Annotated in this window: 18 protein-coding genes; 10 read left to right on the forward strand and 8 right to left on the reverse strand. The window is 69.6% G+C overall.

What is annotated here, in order from left to right; all coding sequences use genetic code 11:
• Window positions 1-275: 275 nt before the first annotated feature.
• Both G4D85_RS12335 and G4D85_RS12340 read left to right on the forward strand, forming a co-directional pair.
• Window positions 276-1,031: a hypothetical protein gene (locus G4D85_RS12335; RefSeq protein ID WP_240359221.1), complete on the forward strand. Its 756-nt coding sequence runs from the start codon at window positions 276-278 to the stop codon at window positions 1,029-1,031.
• A 36-nt stretch (window positions 1,032-1,067) separates the two neighbouring features.
• Window positions 1,068-1,793: a hypothetical protein gene (locus G4D85_RS12340; protein WP_164011405.1), complete on the forward strand. Its 726-nt coding sequence runs from the start codon at window positions 1,068-1,070 to the stop codon at window positions 1,791-1,793.
• Between the two features lie 7 nt (window positions 1,794-1,800).
• On the opposite strand, the gene G4D85_RS49350 is transcribed toward G4D85_RS12340, so the two are convergent.
• Complete coding sequence (locus G4D85_RS49350; RefSeq protein WP_240359222.1) at window positions 1,801-4,626, reverse strand: sigma-54-dependent transcriptional regulator; 2,826 nt, start codon at window positions 4,624-4,626, stop codon at window positions 1,801-1,803.
• Between the two features lie 210 nt (window positions 4,627-4,836).
• Between G4D85_RS49350 and G4D85_RS12350 the strand changes: the two genes are divergently transcribed.
• Together G4D85_RS12350 and G4D85_RS12355 are read left to right on the forward strand one after the other, a co-directional pair.
• Window positions 4,837-6,585, forward strand: a complete 1,749-nt coding sequence (locus tag G4D85_RS12350) for a hypothetical protein (RefSeq protein ID WP_164011407.1) — start codon at window positions 4,837-4,839, stop codon at window positions 6,583-6,585.
• A 31-nt stretch (window positions 6,586-6,616) separates the two neighbouring features.
• Window positions 6,617-7,105, forward strand: a complete 489-nt coding sequence (locus G4D85_RS12355; protein WP_164011409.1) for a GNAT family N-acetyltransferase — start codon at window positions 6,617-6,619, stop codon at window positions 7,103-7,105.
• A gap of 136 nt (window positions 7,106-7,241) precedes the next feature.
• On the opposite strand, the gene G4D85_RS12360 is transcribed toward G4D85_RS12355, so the two are convergent.
• Window positions 7,242-7,694: a pyruvate kinase gene (locus G4D85_RS12360; protein ID WP_164011411.1), complete on the reverse strand. Its 453-nt coding sequence runs from the start codon at window positions 7,692-7,694 to the stop codon at window positions 7,242-7,244.
• A 456-nt stretch (window positions 7,695-8,150) separates the two neighbouring features.
• Between G4D85_RS12360 and G4D85_RS12365 the strand changes: the two genes are divergently transcribed.
• Window positions 8,151-8,288: a DUF3418 domain-containing protein gene (locus G4D85_RS12365; protein ID WP_164011413.1), complete on the forward strand. Its 138-nt coding sequence runs from the start codon at window positions 8,151-8,153 to the stop codon at window positions 8,286-8,288.
• An 82-nt stretch (window positions 8,289-8,370) separates the two neighbouring features.
• On the opposite strand, the gene G4D85_RS12370 is transcribed toward G4D85_RS12365, so the two are convergent.
• Window positions 8,371-8,847, reverse strand: coding sequence for a hypothetical protein (locus G4D85_RS12370; RefSeq protein ID WP_164011414.1), 477 nt, complete (start codon window positions 8,845-8,847; stop codon window positions 8,371-8,373).
• Window positions 8,848-9,062: 215 nt separating this feature from the next.
• Window positions 9,063-9,386, reverse strand: a complete 324-nt coding sequence (locus G4D85_RS12375) for a hypothetical protein (RefSeq protein WP_164011417.1) — start codon at window positions 9,384-9,386, stop codon at window positions 9,063-9,065.
• 378 nt (window positions 9,387-9,764) lie between these two features.
• On the opposite strand from G4D85_RS12375, the gene G4D85_RS12380 reads away from it, so the two are divergent.
• Window positions 9,765-10,124 (forward strand): DUF1428 domain-containing protein, encoded by a 360-nt coding sequence (locus tag G4D85_RS12380; protein WP_164011419.1) that lies wholly within the window; start codon window positions 9,765-9,767, stop codon window positions 10,122-10,124.
• A 155-nt stretch (window positions 10,125-10,279) separates the two neighbouring features.
• On the opposite strand, the gene htpX is transcribed toward G4D85_RS12380, so the two are convergent.
• Complete coding sequence (htpX, locus tag G4D85_RS12385) at window positions 10,280-11,215, reverse strand: protease HtpX (RefSeq protein ID WP_164011421.1); 936 nt, start codon at window positions 11,213-11,215, stop codon at window positions 10,280-10,282.
• A gap of 453 nt (window positions 11,216-11,668) precedes the next feature.
• On the opposite strand from htpX, the gene G4D85_RS12390 reads away from it, so the two are divergent.
• The gene (locus G4D85_RS12390; protein ID WP_164011423.1) at window positions 11,669-12,034 is read left to right on the forward strand and encodes an ArsR/SmtB family transcription factor; all 366 of its coding nucleotides are present in this window, start codon (window positions 11,669-11,671) and stop codon (window positions 12,032-12,034) included.
• Window positions 12,035-12,044: 10 nt separating this feature from the next.
• A complete protein-coding gene (locus G4D85_RS12395) occupies window positions 12,045-12,521 on the forward strand; it encodes an SRPBCC domain-containing protein (protein ID WP_164011425.1) in 477 nt (158 codons plus the stop codon).
• A gap of 100 nt (window positions 12,522-12,621) precedes the next feature.
• Here G4D85_RS12395 and G4D85_RS12400 read toward each other — a convergent pair whose 3' ends face one another.
• Entirely contained in the window at window positions 12,622-13,446 is an 825-nt protein-coding gene (locus G4D85_RS12400; protein WP_164011427.1) for a Kelch repeat-containing protein, read from the reverse strand.
• Between the two features lie 964 nt (window positions 13,447-14,410).
• On the opposite strand from G4D85_RS12400, the gene G4D85_RS12405 reads away from it, so the two are divergent.
• Window positions 14,411-15,187 carry an AraC family transcriptional regulator gene (locus G4D85_RS12405; protein ID WP_164011429.1) on the forward strand — a complete coding sequence of 259 codons (777 nt, stop codon included), beginning with the start codon at window positions 14,411-14,413 and terminating at the stop codon, window positions 15,185-15,187.
• Window positions 15,188-15,651: 464 nt separating this feature from the next.
• Window positions 15,652-17,586 carry a M3 family metallopeptidase gene (locus G4D85_RS12410; RefSeq protein ID WP_240359244.1) on the forward strand — a complete coding sequence of 645 codons (1,935 nt, stop codon included), beginning with the start codon at window positions 15,652-15,654 and terminating at the stop codon, window positions 17,584-17,586.
• Between the two features lies 1 nt (window position 17,587).
• Here G4D85_RS12410 and G4D85_RS12415 read toward each other — a convergent pair whose 3' ends face one another.
• Entirely contained in the window at window positions 17,588-17,731 is a 144-nt protein-coding gene (locus G4D85_RS12415; protein ID WP_164011433.1) for a hypothetical protein, read from the reverse strand.
• Between the two features lie 54 nt (window positions 17,732-17,785).
• Window positions 17,786-21,541 (reverse strand): hypothetical protein, encoded by a 3,756-nt coding sequence (locus tag G4D85_RS12420; RefSeq protein ID WP_164011435.1) that lies wholly within the window; start codon window positions 21,539-21,541, stop codon window positions 17,786-17,788.
• Window positions 21,542-21,886 lie beyond the last annotated feature (345 nt).

Genomic DNA, 21,886 nt, shown 5'->3' on the forward strand with positions numbered 1-21,886 from the left:
GGGGACCTCCTGAGGGGAGCCAGCGCCGCGCCCCGCTGCACGGCCCATGCCCCTCCCGCTCCAGGGACACCCGGCGCGGGATGACCACTTTCCGGTCATTCCATGCGTCAGGTGACCGGTTCCGGCCGCGAGGCGGCTCCGGGTCCAACGCCCTCGCTCTGAAGGAGGCGTGACGGAGAGCGAGGCGCGCGGGCTCGAAACGGAGTCGCGGCACACGCGCTGCAAAGGCCCGCCGCGTCTCAATCCCGCAGCGCAACCCCCTCAGGAGTCCTCACATGACTGGAACCTCCCTCGCACCCCGTCCGCGCGCCTCGCGCTGGCTGCTGGCCGGCTGGATGGCCACCGCCGCGTTCGTCGGCTTCCGCTTCGTGCCCGCGGCCAACGCGTCGCACACGCACACCGGCTGGGACCAGAAGCACATCGCCACCATCCATGGGAACGACGGGCCCGCGGGAGGCGGCAGCGGCCCGGGCTCGCTGGACGAGGAGTACTGCATCATGTCCGAGACCTCGGCGATGCCGGCCTCCACGATTGCCCCCTTCATCCAGGAGACGCTGGCGGCCCTGTCGTTCGACACCATCTGGGATGGCTCCGCCGACTGGCGCGTGGACCTGTGGCGCACGCAGAAGTACTGCAACGAGTACTCGACGGCCGACCGCAACCGCATCGAAATCGAGTACCGCGTCCGCGAGACGTGGGCCTCCGTGTGCGGCGGCGACATCTACGCCTGTGTCACGTCGGTGAGCCCCGTGACGGACTCCTCCGGCGCGCACCAGCACTACAAGTACATGAACGTGCACCTGAAGCGGGAGCAGATGGCCGCGCTCGGCTCCACCACGCGCGCCCGCAAGTTCATCAACCACGAGACGGGCCACGTGCTGGGCCTCAGGGACCCCGAGTACTACGGGCACTGCATGCACAGCGTCATGCACAACAACCTGTACTCCAGCCTGGGCTGCACCGACCCCGTGTGGCACCCGACTCCGTCCGACTTCGCGTCCGTCCGCTCCATCGCCAACCGCACCAACTGAGCCCCTCTCACCCCTTCGACAATGAGGAACAACCCCATGAAGCGTTTCCCCATGCGTGAGCTGCTCCACGTGGTCGCGATGTCCGGCGTCGTCTTCGCCGCGGTCCGCTGCGGCGGCGAGGCCCCTCCCAACATCCTGGACGGCGACGTCCACTTCAACGACCAGAGCGCGCTCCTCACGAGCAACCGTGATGCCCTGCGCCTGTGCGTCCGTGAGGCCGCGTCCCTGCGCGGTGACTCCCGTGCCGCCGAGCGGCTCGGCGCCAGCCTGAAGGCCGTGGGCGCCCACCCCGACTGGGCTGCGGCGCGCTTCGGCTCCAAGACTCCGACTGTCGACGTGGGCTGCCCGGGGCCGGAGCTCGCCCTGGAGCGCATCGAGCCCAAGGAGTCCATCCTCGGCGTGGGTCGCACGGCGAAGCCCGGTCGCTACCGCACCGTCATCCACGTGCTCGACGAGAAGACGGCGGACGTGGTGCTGGGTGAGCGCAACGCCGAGCGCGCCCCCGCGGAGTTCCTGCGCGTCGATGACCACGTCCTGGCCGAGGTCACCACCGCGCTCGTCGTGCGCGAGTCCTACCTCGACAACCCGGAGTTCACCTCGCGCTGGCTGTCCCAGTCCGTGGGCCTGAAGCCCATGGACGCGGGGTTCCAGCGCTCGGAGGACGGCGAGCTGCCCGGCGTCCTCGGTGACGTGGTGGAGAAGGCCGGCTCCGACGTGTCCGCGCAGGGGCTGAGGAAGCCCGACATCGACGTGTCGAAGTAGGCCCGCGTCACGCGCGGCGGGCCCGGGATGGCCGGGAGGGTGGGGCAGGGGGCGTGTCCAGCTCCCTGCCCGACATGCGACGCAGCTCCGCGTTGCCCAGCACCACCTGGGTGAGGCGCGAGCGGGAGATGCGCAGCGAGGCGGCGGTGGCGACGACGTTGCCACCGTTCTCCACCAGGCTCTGCGCGATGCACTGCCGCTGCACCTCCGCCAGGAAGTCCCGCAGCGTGCCTCCATGCTGGCGGAACAGCGCGGGCAGGTCCGTCAGCGCCGCCGGAGCGGGGCGCGGCTCGGCGCACTCCAGCGCGCGCTGGAGCAGAGGGGCGAGCACTCCCGCTCCAATCGCCGGCGTGTCCGAGAGCACGTCCGCCGCGTGCACCACGTTGTGCAGCTCGCGCACGTTGCCGGGCCACGGGTGGGCACGCAGCAGCCGCTCGGCCTCGGGAGTGAAGGACTTCGGCCGGCCTCCGCGCTCCTGGGCGGCCTGCTGGAGGAACCAGGTGGCCAGCAGCAGCACGTCCTCGTCGCGCTCCCGCAGCGGGGGCAGCTCCACGTGGATGCCGTTGAGGCGGAAGAAGAGGTCCTGGCGGAACTCGCCCGCGCGCACCGCCTTGGCGAGGTTGCGGTTGGACGCGGCGACGACGCGCACGTCCACGCGCACCTCCTCGGTGCCGCCCACCCGTTGGAAGGCCCGTTCCTGCAGCGCGCGCAGCAGGGCCGCCTGTCCGCGCGGGCTGATGTCCGCCACCTCGTCCAGGAAGAGGGTGCCGCCGTGGGCCTGCTCGAAGCGCCCGCGCTGGCGGGCCACGGCGCCGGTGAAGGAGCCGCGCTCGTGGCCGAAGAGGTCCGACAGCAGCAGCTCGTCATTGATGGCCGCGCAGTTGACCGCCACGAAGGGCCCGGTGGAGCGGCGGGACAAGTCGTGGATGGCGCGCGCCGCCAGCTCCTTGCCCACGCCCGTCTCGCCGAACAGCAGCACGCTGGCGTCCGACGAGGCCACCCGGCGCAGCTGCGCCAGGGCGGCGCGGAAGGCCGCCGAGCCACCCCGCATATAATGAGGGGCCGAGGCGTCCTCCACGGGCGCCTCGCCCAGCAGCGCCAGGAGCTGGGGCCTGTCGTACGCGCGCCGGAAGCGTGGCAGGGCCTCCTGCGAGAGCGGCTCGGTGAGGTGGCGCCACTCGGCGAGCGCGGCCTGGCGGGCGCTCAGCCGCTGCGCGTCCGTCCCTCCTTCCTCCGCGAGCTGGAGCGTGAGCACCTGGGCTCTCAGGGCGAGGTCCTGCGCGCGGAGCCCATCGGCGCGGGCACTGGCGCGGCGCAGGGCCCGGCGCGCCCGGGCCGTGTCCCCGTTGGCGAAGGCCACGCGCGCGTCCAGCAGGTGCAGCCGCGCGGGCTGCGTGGCGCTGTCACGCAGGTAGAGCCCCTGGGCCAGCGTGTCCAGCACCCGCGCCGCCTCCGCCGGGCGTCCCAGGGCGAGCAGCGCCTCCACGCGCAGCCAGCCGGCGGGCGTGGCGTAGAGGTGGTTCTGCGCGGTCTCCTCCGGGCTGCTCGGGTTGTGCAGCGTGGACAGCGCGGCCTCCCACTCGCCGCGCGCGCAGTGGAGGTGGGCGCGGCCCAGGCCGATGGCGAGCCGGGCCTGCGGCGTGTCGGCCGCGAGCGCGACGAGGGCCGCCAGCTTGCGCTCCGCCTCGGCCAGGTCGCCTAGGAAGCAGTCGGTGGCGATGGCCTGCGGGTAGGCGCTGAGCTGCTGGAAGGGAATGTCCAGTCCTGGCAGCGCGCGGGTGAGTGCTGCCTGGGCCTCCAGGTGACGCCCCTCGCGCGAGTACGCGAGCCCGAGCCCCAGCAGCGCCACGGACTCGAAGGGCACCTCGCCGCACAGCAGCTCCAGCGCGCCGAGCCCGAGCTGGATGGCCGCGGTGTTCTGCTCCGCGCGGCGCGCGAGCGTGGCGAAGGCCACCTTGGCGAGCCCCAGCATGTCGCCCAGCCCGGCCGCGCGGGCCTGCACCTCCACGGTGGTGAAGAGCCGGCGCGCGAGCTTCTCGTCGCCCGCGTCCATGGCCACGCGGCCCTCCAGCACCGTCAGCATCAGCCGCGCGTAGGTGCTCTCGGGCGCGTCCAGGGCAAGGCACGCCTCGCGCGAGAAGGCCACGCCCGCCTCGCGGTGGCCCGCGTCCAGGAGGAACTGGAGGTGCGTGGGCGCGAGGAAGGAGTGCGCGCCCGTCACGCGTCCGGTGAGTCCCTCGGGGCCGAGCGCCCAGGCCACCAGCGCCTGGCCCGACTCCGCGTGGCCCATCCGCACCAGCACGTGCGCGGCGGTGGCCAGCAGCGCGCTCGCCCAGCGCGCCTGCTCACCCCACGGCTGGAAGTCCCAGGGGGCGGGCAGGGGCCTCGCCGTGGGCGAGTCCAGCGCGTGGCGCACGCCCTCCCTCATGGACGCCGCGCGCCCGTTGGCACCTTCCAGGCGCCGCCTTCCTTCACCGAGTGGATCCGCCGCGAGCAGCAGCAGCAGCGCTTCATCCGGAGCAGCGGCCAGCGGCGCGAGGCGGGCACAGGTGGCGCGCACCTCGGCCACCTCCAGCAGGTTCATCGCCAGGTCGAGCGTCGCGGGGCCCGCGGGCGCGAGCCGGTCTCCGGGCAGCAGCCGGCACAGCCCCGCCTCGCACGCGAGGGTGGCGCCCGTGAGGAGCGCGTCGCCGAGCGCCTCGGCCAGTGCGCTCAGGGGTTGGGGCTGGGGCGTCGCGCAGGCGGCCAGCACGGCCAGTCGGCGCTGGCGCGCGGGCTCGCGTCGCTCGGGATGCAGCAGGGAGGCGGGCGTGTCATCGGGCGAAACGGGCACAAGCGGAAAGCCTGAGGCCATCCCCTCGGGAGCGGCAAGGCCCCCAGCCTGGAGACAGAGTGTCGGGGACAGTGCCAGTGGAATGATGCAACCAAATTACCACGGACACACGCAACATTTATTCGCGAGTGGCTATAATTTAACAAGCAGGCGGGAAATGACCCAGGGCCTTGGGGGCTCTGGCGCGTTGCCCTGCGCACAGGGGGAAGCATGTCGACACCCGTTGGAATCGACGTTCGCGGAGCCAGGCTGATCCGCCAGTTCGACCAGAACGCGGATGGCGTCGAGGACAAGACCTACGCGTACGTGGACGCCCAGGGGAGGACCCAGGTGGCCACCGACTTCAGCCGCCGCGACGCCAGCGGGCAGGTGCAGCCGCCCGACGGGTTCCTGACCCAGGAGGACGCCTTCGAGCAGCAGCGCACCACCCAGGTGCTGCTGCCTCCCTCGCTGACGCCCGGCGCCCTGGCCTATCGCGGCGCCTATACCCCGCTCCCCGGAGGCCTGCCGGCGGTGGCCAACCTCTACCCCGACGCGCTGGAGCAGCTCGCGGGCGTCGCCTTCACGTCCTCGTCCTCGGGGATGCAGTCGGTCTTCGCGCCGCTGCCACCCTCGGTGCAGTCGGGGGTGAATGGCACGCCCTACGCCGTGCTGCCCAACCGGGATGCCGTCATCGCCAGCCCGCTGCTGCCGCAGGGCAACCCGGAGCAGGACCTGCTCTTCTACCAGTCGCCGGGCGGGCAGATGTACCTGCTCGGGACGCGCAAGGAGGTGCGGGACTACGTCCTGTCGGTGATGGAGAAGGGGGCGGATCCGCTCGCGGGTGCGCGCCAGTGGGGCGCTCGGACGGAGGCGCTTTTCGGCGCTCGCGACACACTGCCCCTGCCCACCTTCCTCGGGCTCGCGACGTACCAGACCGCGGACCTGCTCACCCTGGGCGGCGTGGACTCCGCCCGGACGTCAGGCATGGAGTGGGCGCAGTGCAACGCGGAGGCGAACGCGGGCCAGCGCCCGGAGGGGTGTGGCCTGGAGACGGTGTTCGCGGGGGTGAATGGCACGGCCCTGGCGACCTCGGTGATTCCCAACCCGCTGAGCCGCGCGACGGCGCTGGCGGACAAGGCCGTGCTGCGAGCGACCTCGGCCGCGGAGTTCGCCGGCACGCGCGAGGGAATGGCGGTGCTGCGACGGCTGGGGATTGGCGCGCTCGATGATGAGACCTTCCAGGCCCTGCGGCTGATTGCGGACAAGGCCACGCCGTGGAACGCGCTCCAGGCCAACCCCACCGCCGTGCGCCTGCTGGGGGACAACATGGTTACCGAGCAGACCGTGGACATCTTCCGCGACACGGTGCTGCGCGGCCTGTCGCCGGAGGACGCGTTCGTCCAGGGAGTCATCACCCCCGAGCAGTACACGCAGTGGGTGGGCCGGCAGGGTTCCATCACGACGTCGGGCACCGTCGTCTATTCCGTGGGGGCCCTGACCGAGGGGGAAGAGCGGTTGGTGCGGGGCTTCTGGGAGCGGTTCGCCCGAAAGAGTGAGATGCCGACCCGGCTGCGCGAAACCATTGTCACCCCGAGGCCCGTTCCCGACGAGCTGGTCCCCATCCTGGGCAGCTCTGACTACGCCCTCGCCCTCGACTTCATGCCTGGGGGCCGCGTGGACGCGCCCGGGACCGAGGCACTGGCGCGGCAGGGAGTCTTCGATGCGATGAACGCCTTTGTCGGCTTCTCGCAGATGCTGAAGCTGAAGCCGGCCGGGCTCGCGGATGACGTGTTGGTCTACTCGAACGAAACCAACAAGACGATGGCGCTGTTCGCCCAGAAGCTGGGCTTCGAGATGGCCCAGCTGCCTGGAACCGACAAGTACGTGGTCTTCACGTCGATGAGCAAGCTGGGTGAAATCCTTGACGGGGACCTGCTGGAGCTTGCGATAAAGGTCATCGAGAGAGGGCAGCGCTGAGACACGTGCCACCTCCAGGAGCGGAGCTGAGATGACCGGACGTGGCGCGGACGTCGTGCTGAGGGATGTGACTGAAGCCGACCTGTCCGTCTTCTTCGAGCAGCAGCTCGACGCGGACGCGAATCGGATGGCGGCATTCACGTCGAGGGACCCGGCGGACCGGGGCGCCTTCATGGCCCACTGGGCCCGCATCCTGGGGGACGCGGGCATCATCAAGAAGACCATCCTCGTCGAGGGGCAGGTGGCGGGCCACGTCTCGAGCTTCGAGATGCTCGGCCACAGGGAGGTCACCTACTGGCTGGGGCGGAGCTTCTGGGGCCAGGGGCTCGCCACCCGGGCGCTCTCCGCGCTGCTGGAGCACGAGAAGGTGCGCCCGCTGCATGCGCGCGCCGCGAAGGATAACCTCGGCTCTCTCCGCGTCCTGGAGAAGTGCGGCTTCGTCATCACCGGCGAGGACAAGGGCTTCGCCAACGCACGCGGCGCGGAGACCGAGGAGTTCATCCTCGTCCTCCGCGAGTAGTCGCGGGTCCGTCGCTGGGCGCGCTGTGCTCGTAAGGGCGAATGGGTGAGCCTCCGGACCTGCTTGGGGGAACCGGCCTCCCATCTTCCAGATGCTTCTCAGGGGCCCGGGCTTCCGCTCATCAAGAGTGAAATCCTCAGGGGGCGGAAGAGGTTCCGCTTCTTGAACTGGTGTTGCTCCATCTTCCGCAGAATCGCATCCAGCGTCCGGCAGGCGTCCACCACGTGCGCTCCCTTGCCAGGACATCCGCGAACTCCAGCACCCCCGGGAGCACCTCCAGGTCCTTGCGCGAGAGGACGCACGCGCGCAGGGCGCTCTCCGGGAAGTTGACGCCCTTCTCCGCCCGGAGCTTGACGCGCTCCTTGAACGTCCTCACCACCCGTGCGGTCGCATGGCTCGCATCGACCACCTCGACCACCGCTTCCAGCTTGCCGTCGTCCAGGAGCACGCGCTGTCCCGGCTTGAGCTGCAGCGTGACGCCCGGCATGTCCAGGCCAAGCCTGGGCGGGACGTGCCACGCAGTCCCGTCGAGCGGCTTGCGCACCCCGGGTTGCCCTTCCACGGCCTCCATCCACAGCTGGGTCACCATGATGTACACGTGGCGCTCCCGCGGCCGGGGGCCCAGGAGCGACTCCGTGTGCTGGTGCAGGAGCCGCTCGGCCTCGCCGCGGCGCAGCCCCCCGGTGAGGGGACGGGCAGAGAACCGGCGGGCGCTGGAGCGCCTCGCGCGAGGGAGTCCTCGATGCGCTGGACGAGCTCGTGGAGGCTGGAGCGGACGAAGCCCTCGCTGCGCCCCAGGGAGGTGAGCCCAACTCGCTCAGCTGGGGCTGGAGCCGGCGCAGCTCGAGCTGCCTCGGTGCCACGTAGGCGAGCAGGTTCTCCGCGCTCGCGTGGTAGCCGGGCTGCACTGCCGCAAGTGCGCCGAGGTTCGCCTCGACGAAGCCAGCGACATGCCGCTGGACCTTGAGCACTTCCGCATGGATGTCTTCGAGCTGGCCTGACATGGGGCCCTCGCGTCGAGGTTCTCAGCGCCAGGTGCGCCACCGTGCGTGACCAGGAGGCGGCGCAGGAGCTGCGGTGGGCCTTCGAGGAACTCCGCGTGGCCATCTTCGCGCCGGAGATGACGACGCCCGTGTCGGTGACGGTGGCGAAGGTCGGCGCGGCCCTCGCGGCGCTGCGCTAGAAGCGGGTGGCTGTGCGTCCGCGACGAGAGCATCGGCGTCCTCAAGGTGCTCCGCCGCCAAACGTCGCCGTCCTACACACGCTCAGGTTCCTTCTGAGCGATAAGTCCGAGCCAGCTTGGCGGCCTTTTTGGAAAACTGCGACATCCACTTCGACGATGCCCACTCTTGGCTGAGAGTGTCTGCCCAGTCCGCAATCGCCTTGCGCTGCGCGACGCTGAGAGCCGTCAACACAGGGGCGGGACAGTCACCATCAATGCGACAAAGAAAGCCGTGGAGATGAATCCACAGCTCGAAGTCGGTCGAATTCGCCAGCATGACGCGGAGAACCGCCGGCAAGTAGTACAGGACGGCGGCGTCCGTCATGTACGAGAAGTCTTCCATGTACAGCGAGCCAAGGAAGGGCTGGGATTCCACGTCGCTCCGCATCTTGCCGAAGAAGTGGTCGACAACGTACTTGGCCTCAATGCCCGGCGGTGCAAGCTCTTCCTCGGTTCGTGGAATGGCCGCATCTTTGAAGGCGAGGTCAATTCCGTGGATGACGTCGTCACGTTTCAACATGGTCGGCCCGTGATTGTCACATCAAGGAGAATGAAGAACCAACCGTGAGCATGAAACGAGCGTAAGACGAATAGGGGCTGTGTTGAGGGTTGGGCTGGTGCAGAGGGCCGAGGAGGGCTGCTGACGGGTGCCCCCGGGCTGTGCGCCAGGCCAGTGGAGAGGCCGTGCAGCCCCCTGAGGCACAAGGAATGACCTCTCAGGAGCACACCTTCCGTTCAGAACATTTCCTTCAATTTCCGCTCGACAGAACTCGGCTGCCGCCCGAGAAGCCGTGCGATGGTCTCGGCGTCCAGTCTCCGCCGGGCGAGTTCCGCGACCGCATCGAGTTCCTCATCTCCCCAGGGCTCATAGGCGCGCGGATACGTACGGCGCGCTTCCACCATCTCCGGCTTCAGGTCGGTCTTCCGGATGCCAAAGTGCAGGATGAGATTGACCTCGGGCTTCGGCGTGGGAGCAACAGCGACTGGTTGCGCCGCAGCCGTCCCACCCGACGAGATAGGCTTCGCGCTCTTGCGGATGGCCTTGACCTGCTCGTTCAAAGAACATGTCGGCTCCAGAAGGAAGGTAGGGATTGCATCTCAATCACCCCACCCTGTCCAGCGTCCGCGACGCGCCCCCTCCGGGGGACACCGGACTGAACAGGAAGCCTCAAGGCCCACGTCCAGTGGGAGCCGTCACGACGAGTGCCCCCAGACCCAGGTGTCCGGTACGTCACCTGGACGGGAAATCGCCGGTTCGGCAGGCCGTGGGCCTCCCAGCCAGGGCTCCGCCATCTGTCCCCGGCATGGCGCGCGGAGGCGTCGTCGTCGCCAGATTCACGAGTCAGCGGAGCGCTTCGTGTCGATCCCCGCACCGCCCAATCGTCGCGCTCTTGAAGGCGCCCTGCCGGCGTCCTCTCATTCCCAGAGGAGCATCCCATGTCCTACATCGATGGTTTCGTCATCGCCGTGCCGACCGCGAACAAGGAGAAGTTCATCGCACATGCCCGCAAGAACGACCCCGTCTTCATCGAGTACGGTGCCCTCCGCGTGCTGGAGTGCTGGGGAGACGACGTGCCGAGCGGCAAGCTCACCGACTTCCGCAGGGCCGTGCAGGCCAAGGACGATGAGACAGTGGTCTTCTCGTGGATTGAATGGCCCGACAAGGCCACGCGCGACGCTGGCATGGAGAAGATGATGAAGGACCCAAGGATGAGCCCCGAGCAGAACCCGATGCCCTTCGACGGCGCGCGGATGATCTACGGCGGCTTCGCGCCGGTGGTGGTGCTGGACAAGTAACACACACGCGAACCCGGAACGCATCTCCATCCGTGCTTTGATGAAACAATCTCCTTCCCCATGGCACGGGCGTTGCCAGGTTGCCCCGCGTGCCCTCTGCCTCCCGCCCCTGAACCGCCGAACCGGTGCGCGGTCCCCGGGCGGCGCGCTTCCACTCAGTTCAGGCTGAGCGAGGGGGAGTTCGCAGCGTCCACCAACCGCTGGATGCGCACCTCCAGCGGCGGATGGCTGGCGAACAGGGCCAGGAGGCCGCGGCCCCCGTGGATGCCAAAGGACTGCAGGGTGGAAGGCAGCAGGCTCGGCTTGCCTTCCTGCGTACGCAAGCGGTCCAGCGCGCGAGCCATGGCCTGCGGGCTGACCAGCTGTGCGCCGCCCTCGTCCGCGCGGAACTCCCGCTGCCGACTGAACCAGGCAACGAGGAGACTGGGGGCGAGGCCGAGCACGACATGGAGCAACAGCTGGGTCACGAAGGAGCTCGCTCCCGTGCTGCGCTCCTCGCTGTCGTCCGAACGGTTGGAGCCACCGCGCGTGACGAAGTGCACGACGTTGGCGATGAAGTTGACGGTGGTGTTGAGCACCCCCACCAGCAGGGTCTGGGTCACCATGTCTCCGTTGGCCACGTGAGCCACCTCGTGAGCCAACACCGCCTCCACCTCGTCCCGCGGCATGTCCTGGAGCAGACCGCTGGACACGGCCACTAGTGCACTGTTCCGACGGGCCCCGGTAGCAAAGGCGTTCATGTCCGGGCTGTCAAAAACGGCCACGTCGGGCGTCCCGATGCCGGCATCACTCGCCAGCCGACGCACCGTCTCCTTCAGCCACTGCTCGGTCTCGGTGCGCGGCGTCTCGATGACCTTCGCTCCGGAGAGCCACTTCGCCAGCGTCTTCGAGAGCATCAGCGTGAAGAGGGCGCCGACGAATCCATTCACTGCCGAAACGATGAGCAGCAGGTACAAGACAGGGCCGTGCACACCCTTGCGGGCCAGGAAGCCCTCCACGTCCAACAGCCACGCGATGCTGCCGAGGGTGGCCACCACAGCCAGGTTGGTGAGAAGGAACAAGGTGATGCATCTGGCGAAGTTCCATTTCATGAGCCCTCGTTCCGGCAGAGCGTCGTGACGGCAGAGCATCGTGACGGCAGCATGCAGCGCGACGCGGAGGCGCTGCCACTGCCTTCATTCTAACCGAGGTGGTGAAAACGCGACAGAAGGGCTCGGGTCCGCCCTCGCTGAGCACCGCAGGGGGAGGGCGATACCACTTCAGGAGTATGACCCTGCGCGACCGCGGCATGACGCGAGCTGTTCTGCTTGCCCTTGTGTCTGCGGGTCTTCTCGTCTGACAGGTTCCGGGGCGGCCTGGGCAGCAGTGTGCCCTATGGGGGTGCTCGGCCCCCTACACGGGCCTGGCACACAGCTCGGGCGGCTCCCGTCCGCGGCCCTCCTCGGCCCCTCCGCTCCAGCCCTCACCTTCAGCGAGCTGTTCAAGCAGCGCGCTCTCGAACTGCCCTTGCGTGCCATCTATCCGCATGCTAGACACTGAACCACATGGTTCAGTATTCAGGTGCCGGCCTCGATGCTTCGTTCGCCGCGCTCTCCGACGCCACCCGACGCGGTGTTCTGGAGCAGCTCGGGCGTGCGGAGGCCTCGATCACGGACCTCGCCGAGAAGTTCAACATGACCCTCACGGGCATGAAGAAGCACGTCGGTGTCCTGGAGCGGGCCGGGCTCGTGAGCACGGAGAAGGTCGGGCGCGTGCGGACCTGCAAGATCGGCCCGCGCCGACTGGAGGAAGAGATGGCATGGCTCGAGAGGTACCGCCAGCTCTGGGACGCACGCTTCGACGAGTTGGACAAGGTTGTCGAGGAGTTGAAACGGAAGGAGCAGGTCGATGGACGCAAGAAGAGAGAGTGAGCCCACACCCATGAAGAACCGCACGACTGTGGAGCGGAAGTCCGAGCGTGAGACCGTCGTCACGCGAACTTTCAATGGTCCGGCACACATCGTGTTCGAGGCGTGGACAAAGCCCGAGCTGTTCAAGAAGTGGTGGGTGCCGAAGTCGATGGGAATGACCCTGGTTTCCTGCGAGATGGATGTTCGTACCGGGGGCACGTACCGTCTGGTGTTCGGCCAAGGGATGGCGTTCTTCGGTAGGTACACCGAAGTGACACCGCACTCGCGCCTCGTCTGGACCAATGAGGAAGGTGGTGACAATGGGTCCGTCACCACGGTGACCTTCGAGGAAAAAGGGGGCAAGACGCTGCTGGTCGTGAGCGAGCTCTACCCCTCGAAGGAAGCTCTCGACGCTGCCGGCACCGGGGCGGCGGATGCGCTGGTCGAGACGTTCCAGCAACTGGACGAGCTTCTCGTCACCCTGGGCGCGAGCGTAGGACGGGCATGAAGTCCTCGTTCCCGCGGTCGGCCGCCTGCGCGCGATTCTGAAGCACCTGGGGTTGCGCACGGCGAGTGCGCACCTGGGCTGCTGGCTCGGTAGAAGCCCACTAGTCCGGCTTGAAAGCTTCGTTGGCAGTCGTGCCAGCAGTGCCAAGCTTTCGACCGCCTCCGACCACGTGAATCCACTCGTTCACCGTGACCGCGGCGACGCCGTGCCGCGGCGTGAGCATGTCCTTCAGTCTTCGCCAGGCCTGGGTGGTTGGGTCGTACTCCTCGACATGGGCATAGACGCCTGGGAACTCGCCGCCTATCGCATAGAGCTTGCCGTCCAGCGCCGCAGCGCCGAGCCCCCCGCGCGCGGTGGGCATTCCGGGCAGCTGCGTCCAGGTCCTGGTCACGGTGTCATACGCATCCAAGGCAGCGTAGTTTTCGTAAGGAAAGGGTGCGACACGACCGCCGACGACATAGATCGTCGTGCCGATGCTCGCGGCCGCCAGGTGCTCTCGGCCCCTAGGCATCTCGGGCAACATCTCCCAGGTATCCGTTGAGACGTCGTAGGCTTCGTGGGCGTCTCCCGGGAGACCGCCAATGCAGTGGATTTTGGTTCCGACCACGGCGACAGCGAATGCGGCGCGAGGCGAGACCATCGGCGCTTTGCTAGACCAGGTGGATGAGCGTGGATCGAACTCGAACACCGTCGCAGTGGTGGTGGGGCCATAGCCGCCAATCACATACAGCTTACCGTTCACTGCGGCGACGCCCGCGTGATCCCGTGGGGCCGGCATCGAAGGCCCTGGCGTCCAGCTGTCCGTAGCGGGATCATAGATCTCGAGGAGATCCAGCGGGAAGTCGTTGTCTAATCTACCGCCGGCCACGTAAATCTTCCCATCGATGACTCCCGCGCCCAGCTCCGAGCGACGAGGATCCTTCATGGGCGCGTGGACTTTCCACTCGCCGGGAAAAACCGGCTTCACTCCCGCGTCAGTTCCAGCGTCAGCTCCCGGGCCACTGGGCTCTCCCGAGCCGCAAGCGATGAGAGTCAGCAGAACCGCCGGGGAGAGAAGGGTTCGGAGGCGGAAAGGCGTGAGATTCAGGGGACCCGATTGTGCGCGCGAAGTGAGGGGGCTCGGCATCGTCAACGTCAGGAGCAGCTTCCGCAAGTGCTTCATCGTGGGGTCCTCCTCATGAACCTCGCGGGAACGAAGGGCTCGCGAGCAGGAACGAGCCGCATGGCACGGGGAACGAGAGAGCGCCGACGGTCGACTCGGAAGCCCCCCGCGAGCGCAGGAAGCGATCCGACCGGTACACCTGCGCACGAACCTCCGCGAGCTCATCGCTCGAAGCGGGGGCGGCGAACCCCACACTTGAGAAGGTGACGAGAACAGCCACTGCATTGCGAAGATGCATTCGCTCTCCCGGTGAACACGGCCTGAAACACGGCCGGCTCAAAAGGGAACGAAAAGTCCGCGACAAAGTCGCACGACATCATTTGGAGTTGAACCCCGGCTGGCGCTGCGGTGGCAAAGCGGAAGCGAGCGCCGCGGCTGGAGTGGGCGGAGCTGCTCAAGCGGACATTCGACGTCGACCTCTTCGCGTGCGGGCGGTGTGGAGGCAGGCTTGGGGTGCTGGCGGAGCTGACGGCAACCTGGCGGGGCGCGCGCATTGGAGAGGCACACCCGTGCCCTGGCGGCGCGTAGCGCGCGGTTCCCCCGGTGGGGCAGGTGGTGTCGGGCGAATACTCTGTTGCAACTGAAGGTCGCCGCAAAGAAGATGCTTCGGTCGTGCCTGCCCCGCCGGGCCCTCTTCGCAAAAAGAGGTTCCAAGAGTGCCCATGACCAGGTCTTTTCTGCCCAGGGCTGTCTACCTTCTCACCAGAACAGGGGAGGGGCCGGTGCGATGAGCCTTGTCAGGGGCTACGCTGTCATCGACGACGAGCTGCGAATCGACGGGATGCGCGTCATCGAGGTGCGTCACGCGCCCGCGCTCGTCTTGCCCACGCACGCGCACGACACGGCGAAAATCGGCGTCTTGCTGGCAGGCGGGGGCAGTGAACGGGCCGGGCTCGAGCTCGAGAGCCACACGCCGCTCGCCCTCTTCACGCGTCGACCCTATCGCTCTCACGAAACCCAATACCATGCGCAGGGCGCTCGCTTGCTGTTCGTCCAGTTGGACCCCGACGACCGCCGGGCGCGCGCCGCGATCGACCCGCCCCGCCTCGGTCTCGCTACCGCCCTCGAGCTCGGACGGCTCCTGGTTCGGGCGTTCGGCGAGCCCCGCTCGTGCCGGGCCCGTCTCGTACGCGATGCGGCCAACACGATTCTGCGCACGCTCGATGAAATGCCCCGACCGCGCCCGCCAGCCTGGCTCGAAGAGGCCCGCGAGCTCCTCGTGGCGAACATGGCCCGGCCGCCAACGCTGAGCGAGCTCGGGCGCGTCGTCGGCGCGCACCCCGTGCACCTCGCGCAATCGTTTCGCGCCCACTGGGGCATGACGACGCGCCACTATTTGCGCGCCCATCGCGTGTTTCGCGCGCTGGAGCTCATCGACCGCGGGGTCGGGCTCGCCGAAATGGCGGCGGCGGTCGGCTTCGCCGATCAGAGTCATATGACGAGGGCCATTCGCCTCGAGCGGGGCGCCCCGCCGGGAGCGCTGCGACGGCAAGCGCCGACGTGAGACGCGTTCGCGATGTACGGGGCGCGGCACACGACGCGCGACGCGAGGGCAGGCCGCCCTAATCGCGTTCAAGACCCGCCGCACGCCCGCGGGTAACGTGAGCCTCTAACGAGGAGGCCCTGGCCATGGAGAAATCAATGAAATCAATCGCGCGCATCGAACCGACGTGGTCCGGTCGCACAGCCGGGGCGTTCGTGGCCCTCGCTCTCGCCACCCTCACCTCGCAGGCCTGCGCAGCGGGCGCGCACAAGGCCGGCGAGGGAGGGAAAGAGACCGCGTCGGTGAAAACGACCGGGGGCGAGACGGTCCGGTACGAGACAGGCACCCTCGGCGTGCCAGAAAACCAGGCCGCCCCGGCCACCCCCGCCAACCCGCTGCTGGAGCCCTGGACGGGCCCCTATGGCGGAGTGCCGCCCTTCGACCGGGTGAAGGTCGAGCAGTTCGAGCCGGCGTTCGACGTCGCGATGGAGGAGAACCGGCGCGAGCTCGCCGCCATCCTCCGCACGAAGGATGCCCCCACGTTCGAGAATACCATCGCCGCGCTGGAGGACGCGGGCCGGACGTTCAACCGCGTCTACGAGGTCTACAACGCCTGGTCCAATGTGATGAACACGCCCGACTTCCAGCAGGTCGAGCGCGCCATGGGGCCCCGGCTGGCGGCCTTCTGGGACGAGCAGTCCCAGGACCTCGCCCTCTTCCAGCGCGTCCAGGCCGTCCATGACTCGCCCGAGATGGCGCGGCTGACGCCTGCGCAGCGGCGCCTCGTCCAGTATTACTACCGGGACTTCGCCCGCTCCGGCGCGAAGCTCGACGCCCCGGGCCGCAAGCGCGTCGCCGAACTCAACCAGCGACTCGCCGCCCTCTACACGTCCTTCAAGCAGAACGTGCTCGCCGACGAGGCGAACGCGGTGATCATCGACAACGAGGCGGACCTCGCGGGACTGCCGGAGGCGCTGCGCAAGGCAGGGGCGACCGAAGCCGAGGCACGCGGCCTGAAGGGCCGGTGGGTGGTGTCCAATACCCGCTCGGCCGTGGCGGACTTCCTCACGTACCTGGACAACAGGGCGCTGCGGGAGAAGGTGTGGCGCAACTACGACAGCCGGGGCGACCACGGCGACGCGCACGACAACAACGCCATCGCCAGCGAAATCCTCGCCCTGCGCGCCGAGCAGGCCCGGCTGCTGGGCTACCCCACGTACGCGCACCGGCAGCTCGAGGGGACCATGGTGGCCACGCCCGAGCGCGCCCTGAAGCTACTGATGGACACCTGGGCCCCTTCCGTCGCCCAGGTGCGCGCGGACGTCGCCGCGATGCGGGCGCTGGCCGGGCGCTCCGGACTGACGGAGGACATCGCCCCGTGGGACTACCGCTACTTCGCGGAGAAGGTGCGCAAGGCGAAGTACGACTTCGACGACAACGAGGTGAAGCCCTACCTCCAGCTCGAGAAGCTGAGGGAGGGCATGTTCTGGGTGGCCGGCGAGATGTTCGGCTACACCTTCGCCCCCGCGGTCGGCGTGCCCGTCTACCACCCGGACGTGCGCGTCTTCGAGGTGAAGGACGGCGCCAGCGGGCGTCACGTGGGGCTGCTGTACTTCGACCCCTATGCGCGCCAGGGCAAGTACAACGGCGGCCAGACCGACCCGTACCGCATCCAGGAGCGGTTCCGGGGAGAAGTCACCCCCATCGTGTCGAACAGCATGCCCTTCGTGAAGCCAGGGTCCGGCGAGGTCGCCCTGGTCGGCTGGCGCGATGCGCAGACGCTCTTCCACGAGTTCGGCCATGCGCTGCACGTGCTGAGCTCCAACGTGTCCCATCCCTCCCTGAGCGGCGGCCGCGTGGTGGGCGACTACGCGGAGTTTCCGGGCGAGCTGCTGGAGCGCTGGGTGTCAACGCCCGAGGTGCTGGGGCGCTTCGCGGTGCACCACAAGACGGGCCAGCCGATGCCGCCGGCCCTGCTGGCGAAAATCCAGAAGGCCGCGACGTTCAACCAGGGCTTCTACCTGGTGGACTACCTCACCTCCGCGCTGGTGGAGATGAAGCTGCACCTGGCGAAGGAGCAGCCCCTGGACCCGGACGCGTTCGAGCGCGACACGCTCCACCAGCTCGGGGCCCCGGCGGAGGTCGGCATGCGCTTCCGGATGCCGCACTTCGGCCATGTCTTCACGAGCAACGCGTACGCCGCCGGCTACTACACGTACCTCTGGGCAGAGGTGCTGGCCGCCGACGCGTTCGAGGTCTTCAGGCAGGCCCGGCGGCTGCACGACCCCAAGCTGGCGGCGCGGCTGCGGCAGCACGTGTTCTCCGTGGGCAACACCGTGGACCCGTTCGAGGGCTACCGCGCGTTCCGCGGCCGGGACGCCACCAGCGAGGCCCTGATGCGCGAGCGCGGCATCCGCTAGCTCACGGCGGAGCCCGGCTGCCCACGCCCACGGTGTCGGAGGCGCCCAGCACCGCGGCGCTCGTGCCGAGCACCAGGGCCACCGACAGGACGGGGCGTATCTTCCTACGCCCCCCGCGGATGAAGCCCGCGCCGCCGCGATTCATGAGCGGGCCCCGGGACGCCCGCTCCCTCCCGGAGCGAGCCGCCCGCCCGCCGCATCAGGAGCGCCTGCGCCGCCGCAGGAAGACGAGCATGGCCGCCAGCGGGAAGAGGTCCGCTCCGCTCGAGCAGCCGCAGCCCTTGTTCTCTGGAGGCAGCTCGGGCTCCGGGCCGCTTCCCGCATCCGGACTCGGATTCCCGGTGCCCGCGTCCACCGCCGGGACACATGCGCCCGCGCGGCACGTGCCGGACGTGCAGGGTGTCCCGTCCAACACGGGCTGGAGGGCGCAGGCGTTGCCCGCCACGCACGCGCGGGCCTGGCACTCGGGGGCGGGCTCGCATCCGGGAGCCTGGCCTCCGCAGACGCCCGCGGCGCAGACGTCGCCCGTGGTGCACGCGTTGCCATCCGTGCAGGCCGTGCCGTCCGGCCGCTCCGGGGCGCTGCACGCGCCGGTGGCGGGGGCGCACGTGCCCACGTCATGGCAGGCGCTCCGCGCCGTGCAGGTGACGGGATTGCCTCCCACGCACGTGCCGGCCTGGCAGGCGTCCGTGCGCGTGCAGGCGTTGCCGTCATTGCATGCCGAGCCATTCGCCCGCTGCGGGTTGCTGCACACGCCGGTGGACGGGTCGCAGGTGCCGGGCAGGTGGCAGCCGTCCCGCGCCGTGCAGGTGACGGGGTTGCCGCCCACGCACGCGCCGGACCGGCAGGCGTCCAACTGCGTGCAGGCGTTGCCGTCATCACACGCGGTGCCCGTGGGCTTCACCGGGCTGCTGCACGCGCCGGTGGCGGGGTTGCACGTGCCCACGTCATGGCACGCGCTGGCCGCGGTGCACTCCACGGGGTTCGCGCCGGCGCACACGCCCGCCTGGCAGGTGTCGCTGCGCGTGCAGCCATTGCCGTCGCTGCACGTGCTGCCATCGGGCTTCACCGGGTTGCTGCACGCGCCGGTGGCCGGGTTGCACGTGCCCACGTCATGGCAGGCGTCGCTGGCCCTGCACGTCACGGGGCTGGCGCCCACGCACGCACCGGCCTGGCAGCTGTCCACCTGCGTGCAGGCATTGCCGTCACTGCACGTGCTGCCGTTGGGCTTCACCGGGTTGCCGCACACGCCGGTGGCCGGGTTGCACGTGCCCACGTCATGGCACGCGCTGGCGGCGGTGCACTCCACCGGGCTGCTCCCCACGCAGGTGAAGGCCTGGCAGCGGTCCACCGTGGTGCAGGCGTTGTTGTCGTTGCAGGACGTGCCCTCCGGCTGGGGCAGGTCGGCCGGGCAGGCCAGCGCGGTGCCGTCGCAGACCTCGGCCGCGTCGCAGGTGTCCGTGGCGGCGCGGCACGCCGTCCCCCGGGCGAGGGGCGCGCAGGTGCCATCCACCGCGGCGCCCCGGGCCACGCTGCACGCCTGGCAGTCCGAGTCACGGGAGCCGCCGCAGGCGCTGTCGCAACACACGCCGTCCGCGCAGAAGCCGCTGGCGCACTCCACGTCCGCCGAGCAGGTGCTGCCCTGGGCCTGGGGGCTCACGGTGCGGGAGGCGAGCCGGTACGAGCCATACGGCGCCGCGGGCTGCCATTCGGTGTGCATCACCAGGAAGGAGCGCGGCGCATGGGAGGCCACGCCGAGCTGGAGATAGCCATACGGGTAGGTGGCCGTCGAGGGCCGCTGGGACAAGAGCCTCGGCGTGGGCGTCAGCACCGTCCCCTCGGGGCTGATGTAGCTGGCCCACAGCTCGTACCGGCTCGGGGTGTAGGGGTCGTCGGAAATCCAGACGGCGAGCGCGTTGTCGCCGTCACTCAGCAGCTCGGTGGCGCGGATGTGCAGCGGCTGGGGCACCGTCGGGGCGAGGGAGAAGGGCGCCGTGCCTCCGGCGGTGGCCGACAGCAGGCGCCCGCCGTGGACGCCCGAGCGGAAGAGGGTGCCGTTCGTGCTCCGGTAGCCGTACCCGTCCCACGTGACGAGCCAGGCGCCCCGCACGAAGGCGACCTGCGGCGAGCCCGCGGCGCCCGCGTCCGCCAGCGCCAGCCGGGGCCCCAGGCCTCCGTCGGTCGCGAGGAAGCGGCCCGCCTGGACATCGGTGGTGTCCCAGGACCCGGCGCCCTCCTCGTGCCAGACGATGAGCGACACGCCCGCGTCCCGGGCCGAGTCCACGTCCGGCGCGTACTGCAGCCGTCCTCCGGTGGCGACGGCGAGCCCGGCCGGGTCCCTCACCGCTCCTTGCTGCGTCACGCGCGCGGCGTAGATGTCCTGGGCGCTGTTGTTGGCCTCGCTGCGCAGGTCCTGCCAGGTGACGATGTAGTGCGTGCCATCGAAGGAAACGGCCGGCTCGCTCTGGCTTCCCGACGTCGTGGAGATGGGGATGCCCTGGGGGTCCAGCACCTGCCCCGAGGCGGACACGCGCGCGCCGTAGATGTCCAGAGTCCCGGCGCGCGCGTCCTCCCAGACGGCGAAGAAGTCCGAGCCGTTGCTCGTCAGCGCGGGCGCGCGCTGGTCGCCGGGCGCCGAGGAGATGGGCTCGGCGGGGCCCAGCTGCGCGCCGCTCGTGTCGAAGCGGGCGCCATAGAGGTCCACGCTGCCTCCGTCCCGCTCGCCCGCCCACACCGCGAGGTAGTGGGTGCCATTGAAGGCCACGGCCGGGGAGAACTGGGGGTCGGCGCTGAGGGACACGCGCAGGCTCACCGGGTCCTGCCAGCCGCCATCGCTGTACAGGCGGCGGCTGTAGACGTCGTTGCCCCGGCCTCCCGTCAGCTGGAAGGGCTGGGAGCCGGCCCAGGTGAACAGCGTGGAGCTTCCGGTGGCGGCGATGCCGGGGCGCTTGAGGGTGCCGCTCAGCACGCCCGAGGGGCTGATGCCCAGGTAGTGCGACGAGCCGAAGCCGTTGAGCAAGGTGCCATCCAGGCCGATGCGCGCCGCCTCGACGTCCGCGCGGTACTGGTCGTCATCCAGCCACACCACCGTGCACACGTCGCCGCAGGCGATGTTGGGCATGTTGAACGAGTAGCCCTGGTTGTAGACGCGGATGCCCGTGGGGTCCTGGAGCGTTCCGTCCGCGTTGACGCGGGTGACGTTGACGGCGCTCTGCCCCACCCAGGCCACCCAGAAGCGCGTCCCGTCGAAGGCGGCTGCGGGCTGCCCCGCGGAGACGCTGGGCGGGCTGACGGCGAGGCCCAGCGGGTCCGTCACGGCGCCCTCCGGCGTCACCCAGGTGGCGCGGATGCGCGTGGGGGACTCACGGCCGTCCGACCAGGTGACGAACCAGCGGCCCGCGCCCGCGGTGACGGAGGCGTGGACGCGGGAGTTGGGGCCCTGGGAGATGAGCACCCCTTCCGGGTCCAGCACCTGGCCCTCGGAGGTGACGCGCGTGCCGAAGATGAACTCGAAGTGGCTGCCCCCGGAGCGCCGGTCCTGCCACACCACGAGGAAGTCGCTGCCCAGCGCGGCGACGTCCGGCTTGTGCTGCCAGTCAGGCGCGCCGGAGATGACGATGGGCGCGGAGTCCAGCACCTGGCCGGCCGCGGAGACGCGCAGCGCCTGGATGTCGTTGGCGCGCTGGAAGACCACGAGGTAGTGCTGGCCGTTCCAGGCCACCACGGCCTCGGAGGCGCCGCGCAGCAGGGGGATGCCGCCCGGGTCCAGCGGTTGATGGTTGGAGTCCAGCCGCGCCGCGTAGAGGCCGCCGTAGCCCGCGCGCTGGTCCGTCCAGACGACGAGCCCGCCGGAGTCTCCCAGCGCCAGCTCTGGATGGGACTGGTCCGAGAGCGCGCCGCCGTAGATGGGCACGTCCACCCCCCTGGGCTCGGAGACGGTGAGGGAGGAAGCCATGCCTCCCATGACTGCGAGGAGGGCTCCGAGAAGGATGAAGGGGCGTGGGGCCGGCAGGCGCATGATGCAATTGTGTAGCAAATCCACGGTGCGTGAAAATGGCGAATCGCGGTGCGTCATGCGGGGGCGGGGTGGGAGCCGCGGGTACGCTTCGTTTCCGACTGGCGCGGCCTCCGCTGGACGCGGTCTATGAAGCGCTCCAGCGCACCACGCGCTTCCGGCAGGTGGCGCTCTCTCCCGGCGGCGAGCGCGTGACGTGGGTTGCGTCCTCTTCCGGCTCTCCGGCGCATGATGGGGGATGCGCCTCACGCCCACGCGTCCTCAAAGCGTCAGCGCGGTCCTGAC

This window comes from Pyxidicoccus trucidator (genome assembly GCF_010894435.1).
Classification (GTDB): domain Bacteria; phylum Myxococcota; class Myxococcia; order Myxococcales; family Myxococcaceae; genus Myxococcus; species Myxococcus trucidator.